General features: G+C 42.9%; 21 protein-coding genes and 2 tRNA genes. 11 read left to right on the top strand and 12 right to left on the bottom strand.

Annotated features, from left to right (window positions below; translation table 11 throughout):
* The first annotated feature begins 182 nt into the window (after positions 1-182).
* On the top strand, positions 183-1,469 hold the full coding sequence (locus FCL46_RS20310; protein ID WP_136805946.1) for a PAS domain-containing sensor histidine kinase: 1,287 nt from the start codon (positions 183-185) through the stop codon (positions 1,467-1,469).
* A gap of 75 nt (positions 1,470-1,544) precedes the next feature.
* On the opposite strand, the gene FCL46_RS20315 is transcribed toward FCL46_RS20310, so the two are convergent.
* Positions 1,545-1,883, bottom strand: coding sequence for a hypothetical protein (locus FCL46_RS20315; RefSeq protein ID WP_136805947.1), 339 nt, complete (start codon positions 1,881-1,883; stop codon positions 1,545-1,547).
* A gap of 298 nt (positions 1,884-2,181) precedes the next feature.
* Between FCL46_RS20315 and FCL46_RS20320 the strand changes: the two genes are divergently transcribed.
* A complete protein-coding gene (locus tag FCL46_RS20320) occupies positions 2,182-3,552 on the top strand; it encodes a D-serine ammonia-lyase (protein ID WP_136805948.1) in 1,371 nt (456 codons plus the stop codon).
* Between the two features lie 95 nt (positions 3,553-3,647).
* Here the strand turns inward: FCL46_RS20320 and FCL46_RS20325 are convergent, their stop codons facing one another.
* Together FCL46_RS20325 and FCL46_RS20330 are read right to left on the bottom strand one after the other, a co-directional pair.
* A complete protein-coding gene (locus FCL46_RS20325; protein WP_136805949.1) occupies positions 3,648-3,842 on the bottom strand; it encodes a ferredoxin in 195 nt (64 codons plus the stop codon).
* An 80-nt stretch (positions 3,843-3,922) separates the two neighbouring features.
* The gene (locus tag FCL46_RS20330; RefSeq protein ID WP_136805950.1) at positions 3,923-4,243 is read right to left on the bottom strand and encodes a cupin domain-containing protein; all 321 of its coding nucleotides are present in this window, start codon (positions 4,241-4,243) and stop codon (positions 3,923-3,925) included.
* A 750-nt stretch (positions 4,244-4,993) separates the two neighbouring features.
* Between FCL46_RS20330 and FCL46_RS28925 the strand changes: the two genes are divergently transcribed.
* Complete coding sequence (locus FCL46_RS28925; RefSeq protein ID WP_136805951.1) at positions 4,994-5,146, top strand: aldehyde dehydrogenase family protein; 153 nt, start codon at positions 4,994-4,996, stop codon at positions 5,144-5,146.
* A gap of 576 nt (positions 5,147-5,722) precedes the next feature.
* On the opposite strand, the gene FCL46_RS20340 is transcribed toward FCL46_RS28925, so the two are convergent.
* The 6 genes from FCL46_RS20340 to FCL46_RS20365 all read right to left on the bottom strand — a co-directional run bounded on the left by FCL46_RS20340 (position 5,723) and on the right by FCL46_RS20365 (position 8,657).
* Positions 5,723-5,808, bottom strand: a tRNA-Leu gene (locus FCL46_RS20340).
* Between the two features lie 156 nt (positions 5,809-5,964).
* Positions 5,965-6,050: transfer RNA gene (locus tag FCL46_RS20345), tRNA-Leu, on the bottom strand.
* Positions 6,051-6,071: 21 nt separating this feature from the next.
* Positions 6,072-6,455, bottom strand: a complete 384-nt coding sequence (secG, locus tag FCL46_RS20350; RefSeq protein WP_136805952.1) for a preprotein translocase subunit SecG — start codon at positions 6,453-6,455, stop codon at positions 6,072-6,074.
* A 12-nt stretch (positions 6,456-6,467) separates the two neighbouring features.
* Positions 6,468-6,677 (bottom strand): triose-phosphate isomerase, encoded by a 210-nt coding sequence (locus tag FCL46_RS20355; RefSeq protein WP_136805953.1) that lies wholly within the window; start codon positions 6,675-6,677, stop codon positions 6,468-6,470.
* 313 nt (positions 6,678-6,990) lie between these two features.
* Positions 6,991-7,440 (bottom strand): ribosomal protein S18-alanine N-acetyltransferase, encoded by a 450-nt coding sequence (gene rimI / locus FCL46_RS20360; protein WP_136805954.1) that lies wholly within the window; start codon positions 7,438-7,440, stop codon positions 6,991-6,993.
* Positions 7,440-8,657 (bottom strand): type I glyceraldehyde-3-phosphate dehydrogenase, encoded by a 1,218-nt coding sequence (locus FCL46_RS20365; protein WP_136805955.1) that lies wholly within the window; start codon positions 8,655-8,657, stop codon positions 7,440-7,442. The genes rimI and FCL46_RS20365 overlap by 1 nt, the downstream gene beginning before the upstream one ends.
* A gap of 504 nt (positions 8,658-9,161) precedes the next feature.
* Here FCL46_RS20365 and sfsA point away from each other — a divergent pair.
* Positions 9,162-9,860, top strand: a complete 699-nt coding sequence (gene sfsA / locus FCL46_RS20370) for a DNA/RNA nuclease SfsA (RefSeq protein WP_136805956.1) — start codon at positions 9,162-9,164, stop codon at positions 9,858-9,860.
* Positions 9,861-9,929: 69 nt separating this feature from the next.
* Here sfsA and FCL46_RS20375 read toward each other — a convergent pair whose 3' ends face one another.
* The 3 genes from FCL46_RS20375 to lepB all read right to left on the bottom strand — a co-directional run bounded on the left by FCL46_RS20375 (position 9,930) and on the right by lepB (position 12,838).
* Entirely contained in the window at positions 9,930-11,204 is a 1,275-nt protein-coding gene (locus tag FCL46_RS20375; protein ID WP_136805957.1) for a dihydroorotase, read from the bottom strand.
* Positions 11,201-12,112 (bottom strand): aspartate carbamoyltransferase catalytic subunit, encoded by a 912-nt coding sequence (locus tag FCL46_RS20380; protein WP_420811287.1) that lies wholly within the window; start codon positions 12,110-12,112, stop codon positions 11,201-11,203. Before FCL46_RS20380 ends, FCL46_RS20375 begins: the two co-directional genes overlap by 4 nt.
* Positions 12,113-12,193: 81 nt before the next feature.
* Entirely contained in the window at positions 12,194-12,838 is a 645-nt protein-coding gene (gene lepB, locus FCL46_RS20385; RefSeq protein WP_136805959.1) for a signal peptidase I, read from the bottom strand.
* A gap of 400 nt (positions 12,839-13,238) precedes the next feature.
* On the opposite strand from lepB, the gene pilM reads away from it, so the two are divergent.
* From pilM to FCL46_RS20420, 7 genes are all read left to right on the top strand, one after another.
* Positions 13,239-14,297 (top strand): type IV pilus assembly protein PilM, encoded by a 1,059-nt coding sequence (gene pilM, locus FCL46_RS20390; protein WP_136805960.1) that lies wholly within the window; start codon positions 13,239-13,241, stop codon positions 14,295-14,297.
* 29 nt (positions 14,298-14,326) lie between these two features.
* Complete coding sequence (locus FCL46_RS20395; protein WP_136805961.1) at positions 14,327-14,899, top strand: PilN domain-containing protein; 573 nt, start codon at positions 14,327-14,329, stop codon at positions 14,897-14,899.
* A gap of 39 nt (positions 14,900-14,938) precedes the next feature.
* Positions 14,939-15,550, top strand: coding sequence for a type IV pilus inner membrane component PilO (locus FCL46_RS20400; protein ID WP_136805962.1), 612 nt, complete (start codon positions 14,939-14,941; stop codon positions 15,548-15,550).
* 20 nt (positions 15,551-15,570) lie between these two features.
* Complete coding sequence (locus FCL46_RS20405; protein ID WP_167505769.1) at positions 15,571-16,107, top strand: pilus assembly protein PilP; 537 nt, start codon at positions 15,571-15,573, stop codon at positions 16,105-16,107.
* 3 nt (positions 16,108-16,110) lie between these two features.
* On the top strand, positions 16,111-18,024 hold the full coding sequence (locus FCL46_RS20410; RefSeq protein ID WP_136805964.1) for a hypothetical protein: 1,914 nt from the start codon (positions 16,111-16,113) through the stop codon (positions 18,022-18,024).
* Between the two features lie 71 nt (positions 18,025-18,095).
* Positions 18,096-19,850 (top strand): pilus (MSHA type) biogenesis protein MshL, encoded by a 1,755-nt coding sequence (mshL, locus tag FCL46_RS20415; RefSeq protein WP_136805965.1) that lies wholly within the window; start codon positions 18,096-18,098, stop codon positions 19,848-19,850.
* 50 nt (positions 19,851-19,900) lie between these two features.
* The gene (locus tag FCL46_RS20420) at positions 19,901-20,923 is read left to right on the top strand and encodes a hypothetical protein (RefSeq protein ID WP_136805966.1); all 1,023 of its coding nucleotides are present in this window, start codon (positions 19,901-19,903) and stop codon (positions 20,921-20,923) included.
* The last annotated feature ends 38 nt before the right edge of the window (positions 20,924-20,961 follow it).

The raw sequence follows: 20,961 nt of genomic DNA on the forward strand, positions 1-20,961 counted from the left end.
CCACATACTAAGATGATGGATTGGAATAAGCGAAATTGCAAGGTATTGCATGTGTAAAACCATAAATCTCAGCCCATGGATCTCCTTGACCTTTTACTACGTAAAGCTAATAGTTGTTGTATAGCAAAGAGATTTCTGTACCCTCGTAAGAAGTCCCCCCTGAATAGCGGACGACCTAATAGATGCCAGACAGCGAAGATCTTCTATCATTACAAAAAGAAATAGACGGGCTGCGGGAAACCCTGAAGCAGGTCGGATACCAGAACCAGATGATGCTTAACTGGGTTAATGGCGCTGTTGTAACCGTCGACAGAGAAGGACTGGTTAATTCTGCCAATGAAGCGGCATTGCGTGCTCTTGGCTGGGATTTGGAGGAATTTATAGGGTTACATATGCACGATAAAATTCACCATAGCCAGGATAACGGCAGTGAATATCCATGGGAATTTTGTCCGATCTTTGCTGCAATTGAAGACGGCTCTTCACATCATGTTGATGGTGATGTTTTCTGGAATAAAAAGGGTACAAGCTTCTCGGCAGATTACATTGTATGTCCTACCCGCAATGAAAATAATGAAATCACCGGAGCAGTCCTCACTTTTCGCAATCTTACAGATGTGCGCATAGAAGAAGCAAAGCGTATCCACTCAATGAAACTGGAATCTATCGGTGAACTTTCGGCCGGAATTGCTCACGAGATTAACACACCAATTCAGTTTATCGGCAACAATATTTCATTCTTACAAGATTGCTTCGATGACCTGCTCACATTATTGCAGGCGTATGAAAAGCTCAAAAAAACGGTTGAGACAAATGCTGATTTACACGATATTATTAAGGAGATTGACGAGGCTGCAGATGAAGCAGACATTGAATACCTGAAAGAAGAAGGGCCGCGTGCATTCGAACAGACTCGGCATGGTGTCGACAGAGTTACCAAACTAGTCCTTGGACTCAAAGGGTTTGCACGCTCAGGCGAAGGTGATGCTAAATGCTCGGCAGACGTAAATACAATTATTAGGAACACTCTCACTGTCTGTAAAAATGCCTATAAGTTTGTTGCAGAGTTGGAAACAGATCTTGGTGAGTTACCCAGCGTTTCGCTATATGCCGGCGACATCGGCCAGGTGCTGGTTAACCTCGTGGTCAATGCAGCCCATGCCATTGAAGGTCATCGTGAGCCCAATGGGCCACTGGGTAAAATATACATCCGAAGCTATCATCAGGGTGACTCTGTCTATATTAGTGTAAAGGATACTGGCGGCGGTATTCCGGAAAATCTCAAAGAACGAATCTTCGACCCGTTTTTCACAACCAAGGAGGTTGGCAAGGGCTCTGGCCAGGGTTTAGCCATTTCACGGACAATAATCCATGAACGCCATAATGGTGAATTAAGCTTAAAATCAGTTATAGGAGAGGGGACAACATTTACTATCCGCCTTCACTGCTCTGCCAACTCCAGCACCTAACGCAGATTTCGGCATTATAAACCTTGAACCGCAACAGAGCTGAAAGGTTACAGTTATCCGGATTAGCTTTTCTTACTACTTATCGCCGAGAAATTCCTGTGCCGCCTGTGTGCTCACATTTGCCTGGGCAGATACCGCAGTCCTGCTATCAGCGAGAATAGCCTTCATAGTCTCCGGCAGTATTTTTTCAGCTGCTATTGTATCAATCGTTTGAGAGAGATCTGCAGTCTTTTCTGAGGTTGCTACTTCAGCCACCGGGCTCAGAGTTACAGTATCATCAAATGATTTTTCAGCATTGTTTTTGCCAGAAGAAAGGCCGGACCCGTTGTTTGATTGTTCGGCGGCAGTCTCAGATTTCTGCTGACTTACAGGATTTTTTGTGAAAGGGACATTTGAGATTGCTGATAGTGCCATGATAAACTCCGGGTAGTGTTGAAAAGCGTTCTTTAAGCTACAATAATCAATTTTAGGGCTGTAAATCCTTTATCGACAGGAAGCACAGAAAATTTAATGATTCATTCTATTCGCATTAACCATATCGCTCAATCGCTATGAAACAATTTCAATAATCGATTCATATCTACCTTATTTCACTTTATGTACATTGAGAGATTTTGTATACAGCGAGGCTTGATTTTTTTTCATTCCACTTGTCAGAAAGCTTTGTTAGAAATCACGGCCCGTTCATTCAAATCACCTGCAAAGGACCAATATGGAGACACGGATTTGCGGTAAAACAGTGGCAGAATTGATTAAAAGACAACCGGTTCTCGCGGATGTACTAAACAAAAAGCCGACATTATGGCTAAACCCTAACAGTATTCCATTCCAAAAAGTTGAATCGACACTCGAGTTCACCAGAGAACATGTCGAAGATGCCGCCAGGCGACTCGAACGTTTTCGTCCGTATATTGCTCTAGCTTTTCCAGAAACTACTCAAACGCAAGGCATTATCGAATCGCCTCTGCAAAGAATCCCGGCAATGCACCAGAGTTTGAACACCTACTACAACACGATTATCACCGGAAACCTCTATGTAAAACTTGATAGTCATTTACCGATATCAGGCTCAATCAAGGCAAGAGGTGGAATCTATGAAATTCTTAAGTTTGCCGAAACAACAGCGATTGAAAACGGCCTGCTCAAGCTTACCGATAATTATGTAAGTATTGCCACTGCGCCTTTTTATCAATTATTCAGCAAGTACTCTATTGTTGTAGGTTCAACGGGAAATCTCGGACTTTCAATTGGAATTATAAGTGCGAAACTCGGATTCGGCGTCACCGTACACATGTCCTCAGATGCCAAACAGTGGAAAAAAGATATGCTCCGTGACAAAGGAGTTCGCGTAGTTGAACATGATGCAGACTATAGCGTAGCTGTTGCAGAGGGTCGGGAGCAGGCAAAGCAGAATCCTCATTGTCATTTTGTTGATGATGAGGATTCACAGGATCTATTTTTAGGGTATGCCGTTGCTGCTCAGAGGCTAAAGGTTCAATTACAGGAACAATCTATTCCAGTCGATAAGAATCATCCTTTATACGTCTATCTGCCCTGCGGTGTAGGTGGAGGACCTGGAGGTATAACCCTTGGCCTTAAATTTGTTTTTGGTGATAATGTTCACTGCTTTTTCGCTGAACCCACACAATCGCCAGCGATGCTGGTCGGTCTCTCTACAGACTTACATGATTCAATATCAGCCAAACAATTAGGAATAGAGAACACAACCATTGCCGACGGCCTCGCTGTAAGTCGTCCTTCCGGACGTGTATGCAGAGCAATGAAACATCTGCTCTCTGGAATTTTCACTGTAAATGACGAGGAAATGTCTGCACTGCTGGCTATCCTTGCACAGAGTGAGAATATTCATCTTGAACCGTCAGCAGTTATAGGTTTCTCTGGCTGTGCGAGAATTTTTGACAACAGTGAATACACTGGAATCAGTAATACAGCGAATCAGCACACTACCCATGTGGTCTGGGCAACAGGTGGTAGCATGGTACCTGAATCTGTCTGGCTCGAATATTTACACGAGGGAAAAAGGCAACTTCAGAACAGAAAAACAATTGGGTTCAATTATTAGACAACGATTTCAATCGGCGCACGACAGTTCTTTACCTGATTTTAAGGCACCGCCTATAACCAGCGGTGCCTTAAAGATACTGTACTCATAATGGATTACTCTTCTTTTTCGATGCACTCCGCAGGACACGAAGCAATTGCCTCATCTACACAATCCTCATCCCCATTTGCACCTTCTACCACATATGCTTTTCCCTCATCATCATCGAAATTAAAAACCGAAGGGCAGATCTCAACACACGCTTCGCAACCAATACACTCGTCCTGGTGGATCACTACTTTCTTAGCCATAATATTCTCCTGTTTTGCCTTGTCTGTCAGGCGGTCACTTCCATATGATACGCACTTTAATTTAACCTGCTGATAGAGAGTTAAATTGGAGGTGCAATGGTAACCAGAATTCTCATTCTGGTACTGGCACGCACGCCGTGTGGTTCTCGAATTTGAGAAATGAGTATATCACCTTGAGTTGCAGGTATCTCAGCACCAGCATCTCCAAGAAAATAGCCTTCTCCCTCTATAACCTGAATAGAGAGCTCACCATCCAGATCATGGGAATGGACTGGGAAAGTGACATCTTTATCGAGGTTAAAATTAACAATCTTGAAATTTGGTGAATTTTCCACAAGGAAAAATCGTTTCATCGCCTCAGGGGTGAATTCATTTGTTTCAGTGAGCTTTATGACTTTCATACGATTCTCCGTTCAGTTTGATATTACGGGTCTGCAAAATGGAATGTGACTCATTAACGCTTTCAATAATAATTGGCCTGTCACCATCGCTCTCCGTCATGTACCTTATACATAGCAAACAACGTGCCAATATTTTAACATGCTTTTTCAGTATGATAGCTACATCGTTATCCATACCATAACATGGAAGATGCTGTACTTTTCACAACTATGTTGTTCTTTTCACATCGCTGAGGAACACAAAAACATGACCGAAACAGCAGTTCTTCCTCGTGTGAAAAGATCTATCCACAATGTGCTTTTGTTTTAGACAATTACCTGCGACGCGAGATTAAACACAGTCCAACTCCCTTATACAGATCCTCAGCCATAAAAATAAAGCCTCCCCAAATGTGTAAAACACTGACGTATCGTTATATAGAAATTAAAAACGTCTACACTTCCAAAAGAGATGCATTGAGAAATAGCGTATCGATTAAAGCTGATAGCAATGCAACTATCCGTGTAAAGAACCATGCAGGTGACGAAATATTAGCCGTGGTACCATAATACAGCCCCCAGAAACTCGTCTTACAAACGAAAATGCTGAAGCTGCATAGGTTTATCTTGCGTCCTCTCATCCAATGAGTGTTCCGGCTTTTACGGAAGTGGTGAACATCAGGAAGAATCCGCCAAAATGCTTCCGGCAGAAATGAGAAAACCACTCACCGAAGCACCTTGTGAAATTGCTTATGGAATATATGATAATGAATGGTTTGCCGAAGAAGCAAAATCCCTCCTGCTCTCTTCACCGGATGCACCGTTGTTTACCAACCTGCTAACACAACAATACTATCTGCTCTGGCAATTGTAGAACGAGTGTCAACCTGCCCCAAATTATTAAAAAAAACGTATGTTAAATAATTAGATTATGCCAAATCCATTGTTTTTGCCGATACCGATCTCAATGCTACCCGTGCAGGGCCAAATGGTTTCAAAATGTAGGAATCTCCATATGCAACGACACCGAATAGGGGCTTGTTGACTATTTCATACACGCGACATTGGACGCCCCTAATGTATCGGTTAAGCACTGGAGTTCGGCATTATTGGTATAAATGTAGGAATTATATCAAACGAGGTGGCAGCGTGTTGCAGGCTCAAAGAATCCGGCAATGATCGACAAGAATCCCAAATACGCAAAGGACAATTATCTCGAAATTAGATATCTCTGCCTAGGAGGTTCTCCGAGAATAGGAATTTGGGTCAAAGTCGAGGCGTTCTCAAAAAACGAGCACAGCCATATATATGATATTCAATGTATTGTTTTTTGATAATAACGAAGAGTTTGGAACCAAGGCCATTGTCGGACAGCCTCTTAAGAGAAGGCTAATAGATAATCGACATATACAAGTAGATATTTGATGATTGAGTCTTTCCCAGGATAAAAAACAAAAAGGGCTGCAAGTAATAATACTTGCAGCCCTTTTCTCGTATCAATGGTGCCGAAGACGAGAGTCGAACTCGTACAGGCTCAGCCTACTGCGCCCTCAACACAGCGTGTCTACCAATTCCACCACTTCGGCACTATAGATAACGTTTTTTTACTACAATCCTACTCTCCATTCAGCACGTTTTTCCCTCACCACGTATTTCTACACTGTAAGATGATTGCATCACGGAGTTTGAGGTTAAAACAAAAAGGCTGCAAGCAAACTCTACTTGTAGCCTTTTACAATTCATGGTGCCGAAGACGAGAGTCGAACTCGTACAGGCTCAGCCTACTGCGCCCTCAACACAGCGTGTCTACCAATTCCACCACTTCGGCACTATGAAAAAATACTACTTACTACTTATTTTCTTCCTCAGTAACAACTTCCTCTGCAACAGCTTCCTGCGCGGCTTGAGTAGCCTGTAACGCTGTTTCTTCAAGAGGTTGAGGCTTTAATTCTTCAACTACTGCGGCTTGCTCTTTTACCACACTTTTCATTACTGAGCTAGAACTTTTTTGCGTTGAGAGAAACGCAAGTGTTACTGATGTCAGCATGAAAATGATAGCAGCCGCGGTTGTAATCTTATTGAGCAAAGGCAGCGGTCCTTCGGTGCCGAAAAGTGACTGACTAGACCCACCGAAGGTCGCACCGATGTCTGCTCCCTTGCCATGCTGAAGCAGGACAATACCTACTAGAAAGAGGCAAACGATAACGTGCGCTATTGTGAGTAATGTATCCATTCAGTCCTTCTTTTAAATCTTATCAAAATTAATATTTCGGCCAAAAAACTCTGAGCTTAACACTGCTCCACCAACCAAGGTACCATCAGCATCTACTTGAACGACAAGTTCATCAACGTTGGTTGGTTTGACCGAGCCACCATACAATATTCTAATTTTGTCGGCAATGTTTTTTTCATATATGAAAGCAATAATTCCTCGAATAAACGCATCAGCATTCATTCATGTGCATGTAACCCAAACTAGTTCAAACTTTATAATCATTTTTTTCAACTGAGCAACCTCAACATTTGGTCCCTATTCTAATCTACTATTCAAAGACTAAAACCGAACATCTCACCCCAAGCACTTTTGCGCCCAAAGTTCATTGGGGTCACACCAGACCAGGATACAGGCTGAACTCAACTACATACTAATCAGCCCATTCAAAATCATTACTTGCGATAACCTGCTTCTTTTATAACCAAATGCAAGAAAATCATTCCAGGTGATACCTGCTCTACTCTTTGAATTAAAAAATTAGTAACCACTTAGATTACCTATCAGCAATTAGTAATTCCTTGCTAAAGATCAAGGCATTATCTTTTGGGTCAGCATAATATCCCGGCCGTTCCCCTACCTGAATAAATCCGTGATTTCTATAGAATCGTAATGCGGACCTGTTTTGGGAACGAACTTCTAGAAAAAGGGTCTCAACATTCTTATGAGACAAAGCATCTAACAAATGACCAAGGAGCAGCCCGGCTATCCCTTCGCCCCTGCGATCATGGTGAACTGCAATTTTAAGAAGCTCTGCTTCAGGGGCAGCAAAGCGGGCTGAACACCATCCAATGATTATTCCACTTTCATCTTCTGCAACGAGTGATATGCCATCGGCGTAGGTAAGCTCCGATGACAATTGAGCTAGAGCCCAGGGAGAAGGATAATCCTGCTCAATTTGTGAAATATGGGGCAGGTCTCCCAGCCCCATCTCACGAATTATCACTAGAGCATTTTTTCAGCGACCTGAACTGTCAGGTCCCCGAGCATATTGGTATAGCTTCCTAATTCATTATCATACCAACCATAGACAACGGCCTGAGTTACCGGCACATTCAAAATAGGATCTGAGCCTGGTGTAATATTCGCCGCCTTCACCTTCTCTAGATTAACAGGAATTGAGGCGGTGCGGGTATGCGTTTCAGAGGCCTCAATAACTGTCGCTGCTGCTGGATTCCCAAGAATATCTGAGGAGACATTCTGCTTTTCAGTGTATTGCAGATACGTATTGATCTCACCAAACTCTTTATAGATCGTATTTATTTCGGCTCGTTTGGTCGGCGAGTCCATATCATCCTGAAGATTAAGAACCAGAATAATAAGTGAACCACTTGAAGTTGGAATACGTACAGACTCAGCCATGAATCCGATTGATTCCATTTCAGGAATAACCAGTGCAAGAGCCTTTGCAGCTCCAGTTGTGGTCAGGATAATATTATTTAGAATGGACCTGTTCTTTCTCAAATCTGAAGCGCCTGCCCCTGGAAGCCTGTCTAGGACCTCCTGACTGCCTGTGGCTGCATGAACAGTAACCATTGAAGCACTTAGTATACGATCGGCCCCCAGTCTTTCCATGAGCGGTTTGATCATGTAAGAGAGGCAGGTAGTCGTACATGAAGCCGCCGAGATGAGAGAATGTTTTTCAGAATCATACATCTCATCATTGATGCCCATTACAGTTGTAATTGCATCTTCGGGCATATCAAGCCCTTTAGATGTAATTTTAAACGGGGCGGAAAGCAGCACTTTTTCGGCGCCTGCCTGAAGGTGACCGCGCATTGCTCCGCGCCCATCATTTACGTCAGCAGTAGGGTCTTTGAAGACTCCTGTGGTATCTACAACAAGCTTCACTCCGTTATCGCGCCAGGCAATGTCTTTTGGATTTCTAGCTTCTCGCAGGATCTTAACCGGCACACCATTAATCAACATGGTACCGGCGGCCTCATTGAGTTCCTGAATCATGCGGCCGGCTTTATGGCCATGCAGGTATGTTCCCAAACGACCATAGGTTGAATCGCGTTCGATCGAGGCTGCAAGATCTTCAAGCCCGCCACCGACATTTCTACCGGTATTAATTACAAGCTCGGAAAAATGTTTACGCGACACATGATGCCACAGGGATAATTTTCCGATTCGTCCAAGACCGTTTATGCCTAAAATCATGGCAGTATCTCTCCTTTTAGATTAGAGTAGATTTTTGAATTTGATCCGCCCACCTTCCTACCATACAAATCTCATGGGCAGGAATTAACGTCTTTCCATGACGATCCATATATCATATTTATATTATATATCAATTATTTTTAACTATATTCTATCTATTTCCATTCGTGCCACATCTCACGAGCCTGTATATTTACTCGTGCCCGACTCACGTCAGGCATCCTGCACGAACCTAAAAAAAACTGCTACAGGAAGCTTCTTAATGGAAAAATCGTCATTGTGTCTCCATTGATAGCATCATATTATCATGAAAATTTCAAACCTGTAACTATCGACATCCCTCAGAAAATCTCAGTGGTATTTTTGAACAGCAGCTCTGCGGGGTTATGATTGTTTGCCTTTTCCTCAAGAGCGGTTATCGTCGTATGCAATACAAATTCATTAATAATGCCTACTTACTTGCAAGATAACCTTGTATAACTACCAAATACAGAAAGAAATATCATGATATTTACTCCTGACCTTACAACAGCTACACTCATAAAGCGGTATAAACGATTTCTGGTTGATGTAAAATTATTTGATAACACCACTCTCACAGTCCATTGCCCTAATACCGGATCTATGCGCTCATGTTCTACCCCAGGTAGCCTTGTAGCCATCTCAGAATCAGACAACCCAAAACGAAAATATCCACACACCCTTGAGATGGTGCAGGATAACTCGACCTGGGTTGGTGTTAATACCTCACGCACGAATGGTCTTGTGGCAGAGGCTATTGAACAGGGACGTATCGCTGAGTTTCAACAGGTTGAGTCAATCAAACGGGAAGTAACAGTTTCGAAAGGCAGCAGGCTTGATCTTGCAGTAACCCATGAAAATAGCCTGACATACGTAGAAATCAAAAACTGTTCTCTTGTAGAGGAAAACTGCGCCATGTTTCCTGATGCGGTCACCGCACGAGGAACAAAACACCTGCAGGAACTTATGAAACTGGTAGACAAAGGCCACAAAGCCTGCATCTTCTTTTTAGTTCAAAGAATGGATGCTGATCACTTCAAACCAGCTGAGCAGATTGACCCTATATATGCAAACAGCCTGCGTGAAGCGGAAGCAAAAGGCGTCATGCTGCTCGCTTACCAGGCTGAAGTATCACCGGAAAAAATCGAAGTTGTGAGAAAACTACCTATTAATGTTGGATAAATCTATGCAGAGAGAGAAAGTGACCCGGAAAACCCGGATCACTTTCCCGAATCACTGGAGGAAAAACTGCTACAGTTTGTTATGCTGAATTTCTCCAGCAACAAGCGTCATAACCGATTTACCTTGCAACTCCCAACCATCGAATGGTGAGTTTTTACCTTTTGAAAGACTCTCTTCAGCTGAAAAAACAAAATGCTCGTCAGGATCAATGACTGTGATATCAGCAACATCACCAACACCAAGTGAACCGCCTTCAACACTAAGAATTCTGGCAGGACCAACACTCATCAACTCAACCATACGTTTTACACTGATAACACCCTCACGAACGAGCGCCAGGCTTAATGGCAAGGCGGTCTCAAGACCGGTTATCCCGTTAGCAGCCTCATTGAATTCGACATCCTTTTCAAGAACCGAGTGGGGCGCATGATCAGTGGCAATAGCATCAAGAGTGCCATCTTCCAATGCAGCACGAATAGCATCACGATCTTTAGCACCTCGTAGTGGCGGACTCATTTTTGCGTGTGTGTCGTATCCAAATACAGCCTCCTCTGTAAGTGTAAAGTAATGCGGGGCTGTTTCTGCGGTCACTCTCACTCCGCGTGACTTTGCAAGCCTGATAACAGATAGAGATTCTTCTGTGCTTACATGTGATATATGCACATGTGCCCCGGTCAGTTCAGCAATCGCCACATCTCTGTAAACCATTACTGATTCAGCCGCTGCGGGAATACCGCGTAACCCGAGCCGGGTAGCAGTAATTCCTTCATTCATGCATCCATTTCGGCTTAACGATGTTTCTTCTGAATGGGACATTACCACAAGCCCATGACTGGAAGCGTACTCCATTGATCGGCGCATAAGCTGACTGTCAGAAACAGGTAGTCCATCATCAGTGACAGCAACAATACCAGCCTCCTTCATCTCACCATATTCAGCTAGGCTCTCCCCTTTACTTCCTCTACTCGCAGCCCCAACCGGATACACACGCGCTGCACATCCGCGTGCTCGTTCAACGATGAATTGTGTGACAGAAGCACAATCATTCACAGGGGATGTATTCGGCATACAGGCTACAGCAGTAAATCCTCCAGCAGCAGCAGCCCTGGTTCCGGATTCAATATTTTCTTTGTACTCATGCCCAGGTTCACGAAGATGCACGTGGACATCAATAAGTCCAGGTACAACCCATTTACCAGCAAGGTCTATAAACGTACTTCCTTCAGGAATCGCATTTAACGGTTTTATGATTCTTCCGTCCTGGACCCAGATATCACCGATATCGTCACGCCCGTTAACAGGATCGATAACCCGACCATTGTGTAAAATGATTATAGTGCTCACCCCTTACCTCCCTGTTCTTCGTCCGCCTTATCCCCGCCATTAACGAGATAAAGTAGCGCCATGCGGACTGCAACACCATTTGTTACCTGATCAAGGATGACTGACCGACTACCATCAGCCACATCTGGATTCATTTCTACGCCTCTGTTTATCGGCCCTGGATGCATCACAATCACATCGTCTTTTGCCAGAGCAAGACGTGAATTATTGATACCGTAGAATCGTGCATATTCCCGAAGACTCGGAATCAGCGGATCATTTTGCCTTTCTTTTTGAATTCTGAGTGCCATGACCACATCAGCATCCTCAACTGCATCCCGCACATCCCTGCAAACCGTAACACCAAGCTGCTCTACTCCGGAAGGCATAAACGTTGCGGGTCCGCTTAAAAACACACGAGCCCCGAGTTTATTGAAACCTATAATATCCGACCCGGCAACACGGCTATGAGCGATATCACCGACGATAGCAATTTTCAATCCTTCAAGACTTCCCTTCTTCTCAAGAATAGTCATGATATCTAACAAACCTTGACTGGGATGCTCGTTCGTACCATCACCGGCATTGATAATCGACGCTTCGACATTCTTGGTAAGCAAAAGTGGTGCGCCAGAACTCGAGTGCCGCAAAATAATAATATCAGGGTGCATAGCCTGCAGATTTCGGGCTGTATCGATGAGTGTTTCGCCCTTGGTTGCAGAACTCGTAGAGGCTGAAATATTGAATGTATCAGCACTCATTCTTTTGGCTGCAATTTCAAAAGAAAGCCGTGTTCGGGTTGAAGGTTCAAAGAAAAAATTCACTATGGTCTTGCCACGAAGCGTTGGTACCTTCTTGATTGGCCGCGTGGATATTTCTTTAAACGATCGGGCTGTGTTGATGACATGAAGAATATCATCCGCCGACATCTGCTCAAGACCAAGAATATGTTTGTGCCTGAAAGTGTAATCTACCTGCAATGGAATCCCTCGTTAGCCTGATAAAATATTTCAGTGAATAATGTCACCGATTCGGCTCCATCTTACAGAAGTAAACCTGGCAACAGAGAACAAAGGTTTTTCAAGGTCCCAAGACCAGTAAAGAATAAATGCCTTACCAAGGATATCCTCCTGCTTCACGAATCCCCAGAATCGTCCATCAGAACTGTTATCCCTATTATCTCCCATAGCGAAGATTGAATCGTTAGGAACCATTACGGGACCAAAGTTATCCCGGACACTAGCATTTCTACTTAATATCACATCGGAAGCAAAATGTGCATGAGGATCATCAACCTTTTGCCCATTAATAAAAAGTACTTTATTTTTTATCTCAACATTATCGCCTGGTAAACCGATAACGCGTTTAATATAATCTACTTTTCTATCTTTTGGATAACGAAAGACAACAACATCACCGCGAGATGGAGCCTTCCAGGGGATCAACGTTGTCCCGGTGAAAGGCATTTTAAGACCGTAAATGAATTTATTTACCAGTAAATGATCTCCAATTTTTAATGTGGGTATCATTGAACCTGAAGGAATCTTAAATGCCTGCACAACAAATGTACGAATAAACAATGCAAGTAGCACTGCAATAATAAATGCCTCAGCATATTCCCTGAGAACAGATTTTTTCTGTTTATTTGTATTCAATTCAGAACCTCTTACGAGTTATAAATTTGGTTTTATGCGAGAAATTAAACACAGCAAAGCTACATTATCTTGTATCTAATTACAAGCCACATTGAATCGTATTGAAGAAATCGCCATGCACCGCATTATTGCAAGGAAAACAGGAAGCAACATACTATATAAAGAGTAATCAAAGAATTGCGTGACAATATATTGTAGACAACTGATCAACAACACGTCAAGACAGCTATTAACTTCCTGTTAAAAAAAGAAAAGAATTAAGATTCCATTCATCCCTTTCCCTTGACAATTTGATTTAATTGTGTCCTAAATAATGTTTAAGTATGAAAAATCTGAGGCTTAGCTTTATATCGTTTATTTCAACCAAATCGTTTTTTAAAATTTTGTCATCATAGCCACTATGAACTTGCCGTTTCTGTCAAAGAATAATCTCGTTGTGGGTGTCGATATCGGCTCCCATGCAGTAAAAGTGTGCCAGCTCAAGCGAACTGACAAGGGTTATGCTGTTTTGTCACTCGGCAGCGTAGTTTTACCCGAAGGAGCAGTTGATGACGGCACGCTGGTAGAGCCGGAAATAGTGGCAAAAGCCATATCTGATTTATTCGGCAATCTTAAAATAAAAAACAAAAAAGTTGGCATTTCAATCTCAGGATACTCTGTCATCGTAAAAAAAGTTAACCTCACCGTGATGGACGACGATCAATTAGAAGAACACATCATGACCGAGGCTGAACAATACATCCCTTTCGACATTGAAGATGTCTATCTTGATTTCCAGAATTTAAAAACCAACACAGATACTTCTGATCGAACAGACGTTATGCTTGTTGCCGCCAAGAAAGAGGTGGTTGATGATTACCTTGAGATGCTTGAAAGCATCGGTTTACAGCCAGTTCTCGTCGACGTCGACGGCTTTGCTCTTGAAAATACGTATGAATACAGTGGAGCCAAAAGCGTAAATGTCGCACTTGTCGATATTGGTGCCTCAAAAATGAATATAAACATTCTGTCAAACGGAATGTCGGTTGTGGCAAGAGACATTGTTGTTGGAAGCAGACAACTCACTGAGCAGATTCAGGCTACTCTCGATATCGAATTCGAAGAAGCCGAAGCAATCAAACTCGGGCAGGTACCTGCGAAAGAACACCAACAGGAAATTGAAGAAATTTTTTCATCAACCTGCACCCAATGGGTTCTTGAAATCAAAAAAGCTATTGACCTGTATCACGCCAACAACCCGGAAGCACCATTGCAAAGTCTGGTTTTAAGCGGGGGCGGCTCAAAAGTTCTCGGATTACGTGAGTTCCTGGAACAAGAAACACAATTGGAAGTAGAACTATTTAATCCTTTTGAACAAATGAGTTCCAATGCTAAAAAGATCGATGTCGAGTATCTAGCCAGCATTGGACCTGAAATGGCAATAGCTACGGGTATCGCTATCAGGCCATCTGTTATTTAAGAGCCTGAAAGCCAGATAATGGAAGAGTTATGATCAAAATCAACCTGCTCCCTGTTCGGCAGCTAAAAAAACGGGCTAAGGCCCGGAACCAGCTCATCGGTCTCTTTGTTGGCCTTTTGTGTCTGTTTTCTGTTGCTGGCTTGGTAACCTATTACCAGCTCGGTAAAGTCACCGTTCTGGAAAATCAAATTTCAGCGCTAAATAAAGAAAAGCAGCGTTATGCTCCAATTATTGCTCAGATCAAAAAAATGGAGCAGCAGAAAAAAGAACTTGAGCGAAGAATAGATGTCATTAAAAAGCTCAAAACCGATTCATCTTTAACTGTCAGAGTTATGGATGAAGTAGCCAACATTATAGATACGGACCGGATGTGGTTGCTCTCTCTCAATCAGCAGGGCGGTTCTTTACAGTTGAGTGGTATAGCACTTGATAACCAGACTGTAGCCCAATTCATGGACAACCTGAAGGTTTCGCCAATAGTTAGGGACGTTGACCTCACGGATTCATCACTTAAGAATATTGCCGGAAGAGACTTAAAGAGTTTTTCCATGACCGTTTCTGTTGCACAACCAGAACCAAAACAAGTCGCGACAGCAAAATAGTTTAATAATTTCATAGGACAACCCGGAAGACCTGACAGCATGAAAAAGAACGAGGCATTCACAAATTTTCTGGATACGAAGTATATCCCAATGGAGCTGAAGGTAAAGCTTCTTCTGGTCATCCTGATCTTCGCCCTGCCAGTGGGTGCCTACTACTTCTTTTTCCTGAAGCCCAACCTGGAAACTCTTGACGGTTTAACATCAACGAAAACACAAATTGAGAAAGAGCTTCAAAAAGTAAAAAAACGGGCCGCAGACAAACCACGACTTGAGGCTGAACTTGCTCAAACACAGGCCGAATTTGACGAGAAAGCAATGCTGCTCCCCAAAGAAAAAGAAATTCCACAGTTATTGCGTGACATATCATCTCTGGGCAGAAATGCCGGCCTTGATTTTCTTAAATTCAAACCGCTGCCTAGTGTGCCAAGAGATTTTTATGATGAAATCCCCGTGACAATAAATGTGCGTGGACCGTACCATAATGTCGGATTCTTTTTTGACAGGGTAAGCAAACTGGAAAGGATTGTTTCTGTCTCTAATGTAAAAATGAGTTCTCCGAAATTTGAAGGTGGCGAAATGCTGCTTAAATCGGATTGCCGACTGGTAACCTATAAGTTTACCAATAAAGAACTTCCGAAACAGAAAAAATGATTAACCGGAAGATATATTTTATGAAACATTCAGCTGACAATATCAATTGGCGACCCAGTTGCACCCGTTACAAATGTGTATTGTGTACGATCGCTTCACTGATGTTCGTGTTCCCAGTTCACAGCATTAATGCCGAGGAAACTACGGCGAACAGTGATACACTTGCTACTATAGAAGAACAGGTACCATACGAATACGTCATTGAAGACAGGAAAGATCCTTTTGTCCCTTTTATTACCGAAAAAGCAACTACAAGCGAAGTCAACATGGATGAAATTGTTGACTCGCAAGCTGAGTTGACTGGTATGCAGATATTTGAACCAGGGCAGCTAAAACTTGTTGCACTGATGAAAAAAGAGGGAAAGGACTTTGCCATGGTTGAAGACTTTACCGGCAAAGGCTACATCATCACCATCGGAACCAAGATCGGTAAGCGAGGCTTAGTAAAAAACATTGTTCCAAATCAGGTTATTATTGAAGAAACCGCACAAACGCGAGCCGGAAAGAAGATAGTATCCAAAACAGTGATGGTTCTTAAGAAAGAGGGAGAAGAGTAAAAAATGTACGCGAGGTCTACAATTTCCCAACTGGCTATTCTTACAGTGCTGTCAATTCTAGTTGCGTTTAGTCACTCAACTGTTTTGGCACAGCAAACAGCAAAGAAAGTCAACGGTCCTGTCTATCACATCTCGGCACTGAAGTCCGATTTTGAGAAGGATACTCTCTCAATTGATATACTCGGTAATTCGGTGCCTGCATATACTGTTTCCGAAAGGTTTGCTCCATTCAGGGTGATCCTGGATATTGCCGGAGTTGTTTTTGACGACACAGGAAAGAGCAGTGAACAGCTGATCCCTGCAAATCCGGTTGGAAAATTAGCAATTTCTAAATTGGATGCGCAACAACCTGAAATAACACGTTTTGAAATAGAAATTGCTGACACGCATGACTACAAAGTCAATAAAAACGGTAATAATATCGGCATAGTTATAGCACCTGTCAATGCAAGTGCCAGTCTTAGCAAACCTATGACCGGCACTACCTCTATTACAGATTTAGATATCACCACAAAATCAGGAACAACCAGTATCCTGCTAGCATCCACAGCCGCAATCAGTGATTATGAAGTGAACACACTTGACGGATCCGGCGAAAAACCTGCAAGAATCTATATAGATATACCGGATGTTTCTATTAGTGAGCTGATTAGAGAAAAACAGATAGGTACATCAATAGATAAAATTCGTGTAGCACCACGAGGCAGCGGCGCTCGGTTTGTTTTTGACTCTGCATCATCCGAATTATTTAGTTATGATATACGCAGTACTCAAAGAGGGCTCGAAGTAATAGTTAAAGAAAGCAATAGTCCCTTCTCTGCTGCTAAACTTCGCCCGGTTGCAAATAAAAACACGAACGGTGTATCAGACAGCACATTAGATGAGTTGATCGAATCCTCAACTTCACTACTATCCAAAAGCCAACCAGCAGCTACAGGGGATGTCGTACCAAGCGATAACGTAAGCTCTCTTCAAGACAGCTTTGCTTTTTCCGGTTACAACAAAAAAAGAATCAGCGTTGATTTTTACAAAATTGACATCCACAATGTCTTCCGACTCTTCCGTCAAATTACTGATTTAAATATTATTGTAGATGAAGGTGTTCAGGGAACGCTCACCCTCGCTCTCAGTGATGTACCTTGGGATTTTGCTCTTGATATTATCCTGAACCTACAGGATCTTGAGAAGGAAGAACGCTATAACACTATTGTCATATATCCAAAGAAAAAAGCTTTTGCATGGCCAGAACGAGCAGAAGACAATCTCTCTTTTGAAGCAGACATTGAAGTTGTTGAGCAAGAGGCTCTTATCATTCAGCAATCTGCAAATCAACCTGAAGAAGTCATGCAGGCTAAAGAGTTACTTCGGATGGCACGAGTTGCTGACAAAGATGAAAACTTCGAAGTAGCTGCTGGATTATACGAAAATGCTGCACAGCTTTGGCCCACAAATGTAAACATCTACAACAGACTTTCGACCATATACCTTGTTCATCTGGGTTTAAATGCCAAAGCGATTTTCAATGCAAAAAAGAGTTTGAAAATTGATCCAGCCAATGACAAAGCTGCACTCTATGCTGCTATCGCTTCTGCTAATATGCAGCGCATTGAGGATGCCTCTGAATTCTTCACCCAGGCTATCAGCGGTGAACCTCCAATGAAAGAGGCACTGTTTAGTTTTGCCACATTTAACGAAACAAATAATCAGCATCTTGCAGCCATTAAGCTTATTGATAAATATCATCAGTATTATGGTGAAACCGTCGATACAATGTTAGCGCAAGCACGAATTTTTGACAAAATGGGCCAACCTGAAAAAGCGACTTCGCAGTATCAGGCAATAATGGCATCTGGTTTTCAGCTACGTCCTGATTTGAAGAAGTATATACTGGGACGTATAGCCGCTGGTTCAAACTGATAGAGTTACAGGTTCAGCAATTTTACAGTCCATCTCCATCAAGGTTGATTGACAGCTCCAAGAGGTTTTTTATGATGTCCATTAAAAACATATTTATCTCCAGTAGCCTCGTGCTTTTTCTGGCTAGTTTCTCTGCATGTAAGCACACGCCTACAGACACAGAAACAGCAGCTCCTGCTACTGAGCCTCAAAAAGCTCAGGAAATGGTGGCACAAGAGGCTATCCAACAAGTTCCGTCATCCCCTGCTACATTGCCGGTCCGTTATCAGACCCCATCGTATATGGTAGACATGAACAGTAGGGATGATTTTGTTGAAGAAGAGAGCTCTACTCTCAAAGTTGGTGCTTCCATTCGTTCAACCCGTGGCCCTCAGCCACTTTGGGACATTCTTAAGCGCTTGGCGGCACTGAAAAAAATGAATGTCTCATGGGCAAGTGATGTTGACCAGAATGTGCTCGTCGATGTTGATATTAATGCTAATGATGATTTCTATGGATCAATAGACAACCTGCTTCGTCAGGTTGATTTTTTCCACGAGATGCAGGGCAACACCATTGTTGTAAAATACAAAGAAACCAAAAGATTTCATGTTGCAATGCCCTTCACTAAACAGAATTATTCCACTGGCACAGGTGGTAACCTTCTAGGCAGTGATGAGACCTCGAATAATATTGACGGTACTATAGAGATTAAAAGTGCTAACAACGAATTCGACATCTGGAAAAACGTCCAGGACAATATGGACGCAATCATAAACACTTGGAACACTACTGCCACAACTACACCTCCTGTGCAAGAACCTGAAGGGGATGAGGCTGGCGCTGCAGCGGATACAGGTGAGACATCAATAGCTACCCGGCAAGTTTCTGCTGGCGGGTCGATGTATATTATTGATAAGCCTATTGGCATGATTACTGTCACAGCGCCTCGTCCACTTTTGAGTCGCCTTGATACATACTTCAAGACGCTCAAGGAAGAACTCTATAAGCAGATCACCATTGAGGCGAAAATCATTGAAGTTCAACTCAACGATACTTCAACAGTTGGAATTAATTGGAGTAGCGTCCTAAAGAACTTCAACGTCAGCGGTACCGTGGCTTTCGGATATAATGGACAGGTCTATCCATTTATTTCTGCAAACGAGAACGACAATGGAAATGGATATGCTTTCAATGACACCGGGTCAGACTATGACACATATTCTGACATAGGCGCTCATACTTCTCTCAGTGACCCGGGTAGATTCATCTCTAAAGTCACTCTTGGTTCCAAAAACTTTGACGTATTCCTGAATGCTTTAAAAGAACAAGGCGACACAAAGATTCTCTCGAATCCTAAGCTTAGTGTAATGAATGGCCAACCAGCAATGATCACGGTCGGTCGAAATGTAACGTATGTAGACTCAATTGAATCAGATCTGGATTCGGAAACCGGCATAATTTCCTACTCTGTTGAAACTGAAAGAATTCTTTCAGGTATAGGAATGGCCTTAACTGCGACTGTTCTTGATAATAAGCAAATTATCATGAATCTTGTTCCTGTAACTTCTGAACTCGTTGAGCCAATTGAATACCTCGCTGTTGGTAATCTCGGAGCTCAGGTCGGTCTTCCAATTGTAAATGTTAGAGAACTGAGTACGACCGTAAAGGTTAATGACGGTGAGATGCTCGTTATTGGTGGTCTTATTAGTAACGTGGATGAATCAAATGGAGAATTTGCACCAGTACTTGGAGATATACCGTTACTTCGCTACCTCTTTGGTTATGAGGAGAAAGTAGCGCAAAAACGTGAGCTTATAATCCTTCTCAAACCGCGTATAATTTAATTTATTTTTTTAGTAACGTTTAACCCACATCACTTAGGCAGGAGATGATCATGGAGAGGCTGAAATACTTACTCTTAGGAGTTCTGGCACTGACCTTAACAGGTTGCGGGCAGGCTGTCATAGAGACCCTGAACGTACCTGAAACCCCGGGTTACAATGCTCCTGGAACCGGTAAGACAGCGGTTATATTACCATTCGCCGACTATTCCAACGGTGACAATATCGCCTCCGCACACCGGCGAAATATGCTTGTAACAGAAACGCTCACAGACCGCTTAGTTGCTAATGGTTTCGGCCTTCCTGTACAAGAAGATGTCTTCCAGTACCTTGTAGCCGAAAATGTCATTGGTCTCATGCCTTATGAAAATTCGAAATCATCGTCTCTTCAGCATGAACTATCCGGGGACTGGTCTGATACAATGAAGTCCGAAATACAGCGATATATCGGTATGCAAAAGGCTGAACTCGCTAATGGCGCAACCGGTAACCCAGGGACGCACGGTCTGACCAAAACAACAATTGCTAAAATCGGCCGTTACTTCGACGCCGACTATGTGGTTCGAGGTCGTATTCTTGAATACAAAACCCGTCAGGACACTGCATGGGTTCCTTGGAAAAAGGGTATTTTACCTTTTATTAACAACGGTACAAACAGGATTCTTTTTGGTTTTGCTGATTCGGATTACTACGACGAATGGAACAACCAGATTACCGGCGGTATCCTTGGTGCTCGGATTGGCTACGAAAGCGCTCACTACCCATGGGGTGATGGCGATGAAATTCTCGGCATCAGTGGCGGAGATAGCGCCAACGCTATTCTCTGGGGTGGTGTTGGCTATGCAGCCGGTAAAAACCTGCATCGAAGCGGAAGAGTTGATCAGGCTGCAGTCCAGTTGAGAATCTGGATTCAGGAAGCGTCAACTGGTAACGTAGTATATACAAATAGAATCAGCGTGAAAGTTTCTCCCGAATCCTTCCTGGCTGACAACCAATATGACCTGCTGTTTTCAAAAGCAATTGAAAAAGGTGTGACCACTCTGGTTGATAACTTCGTAATCTACACACTCATGTAGAAAAGCTGTCAACGATACCCTCTCCAATTTATGCAAAA

This window comes from Desulfosediminicola flagellatus (assembly GCF_005116655.2).
Taxonomy (GTDB): domain Bacteria; phylum Desulfobacterota; class Desulfobulbia; order Desulfobulbales; family Desulfocapsaceae; genus Desulfopila; species Desulfopila flagellata.

Coding starts and splice junctions, on each gene's coding strand:
- FCL46_RS20395 (WP_136805961.1), top strand. CDS start 14,327: ATGATCAAAATCAACCTGCTCCCTGTTCGGCAGCTAAAAAAACGGGCT.
- secG (WP_136805952.1), bottom strand. CDS start 6,455: ATGGATACATTACTCACAATAGCGCACGTTATCGTTTGCCTCTTTCTA.
- FCL46_RS20320 (WP_136805948.1), top strand. CDS start 2,182: ATGGAGACACGGATTTGCGGTAAAACAGTGGCAGAATTGATTAAAAGA.
- FCL46_RS28925 (WP_136805951.1), top strand. CDS start 4,994: ATGGTTTGCCGAAGAAGCAAAATCCCTCCTGCTCTCTTCACCGGATGC.
- FCL46_RS20410 (WP_136805964.1), top strand. CDS start 16,111: ATGTACGCGAGGTCTACAATTTCCCAACTGGCTATTCTTACAGTGCTG.
- FCL46_RS20400 (WP_136805962.1), top strand. CDS start 14,939: ATGAAAAAGAACGAGGCATTCACAAATTTTCTGGATACGAAGTATATC.
- FCL46_RS20315 (WP_136805947.1), bottom strand. CDS start 1,883: ATGGCACTATCAGCAATCTCAAATGTCCCTTTCACAAAAAATCCTGTA.
- FCL46_RS20380 (WP_420811287.1), bottom strand. CDS start 12,112: ATGTCGGCGGATGATATTCTTCATGTCATCAACACAGCCCGATCGTTT.
- FCL46_RS20330 (WP_136805950.1), bottom strand. CDS start 4,243: ATGAAAGTCATAAAGCTCACTGAAACAAATGAATTCACCCCTGAGGCG.
- pilM (WP_136805960.1), top strand. CDS start 13,239: ATGAACTTGCCGTTTCTGTCAAAGAATAATCTCGTTGTGGGTGTCGAT.
- FCL46_RS20355 (WP_136805953.1), bottom strand. CDS start 6,677: ATGAATGCTGATGCGTTTATTCGAGGAATTATTGCTTTCATATATGAA.
- FCL46_RS20365 (WP_136805955.1), bottom strand. CDS start 8,657: ATGATTTTAGGCATAAACGGTCTTGGACGAATCGGAAAATTATCCCTG.
- FCL46_RS20420 (WP_136805966.1), top strand. CDS start 19,901: ATGGAGAGGCTGAAATACTTACTCTTAGGAGTTCTGGCACTGACCTTA.
- sfsA (WP_136805956.1), top strand. CDS start 9,162: ATGATATTTACTCCTGACCTTACAACAGCTACACTCATAAAGCGGTAT.
- mshL (WP_136805965.1), top strand. CDS start 18,096: ATGATGTCCATTAAAAACATATTTATCTCCAGTAGCCTCGTGCTTTTT.
- FCL46_RS20310 (WP_136805946.1), top strand. CDS start 183: ATGCCAGACAGCGAAGATCTTCTATCATTACAAAAAGAAATAGACGGG.
- FCL46_RS20325 (WP_136805949.1), bottom strand. CDS start 3,842: ATGGCTAAGAAAGTAGTGATCCACCAGGACGAGTGTATTGGTTGCGAA.
- FCL46_RS20405 (WP_167505769.1), top strand. CDS start 15,571: ATGAAACATTCAGCTGACAATATCAATTGGCGACCCAGTTGCACCCGT.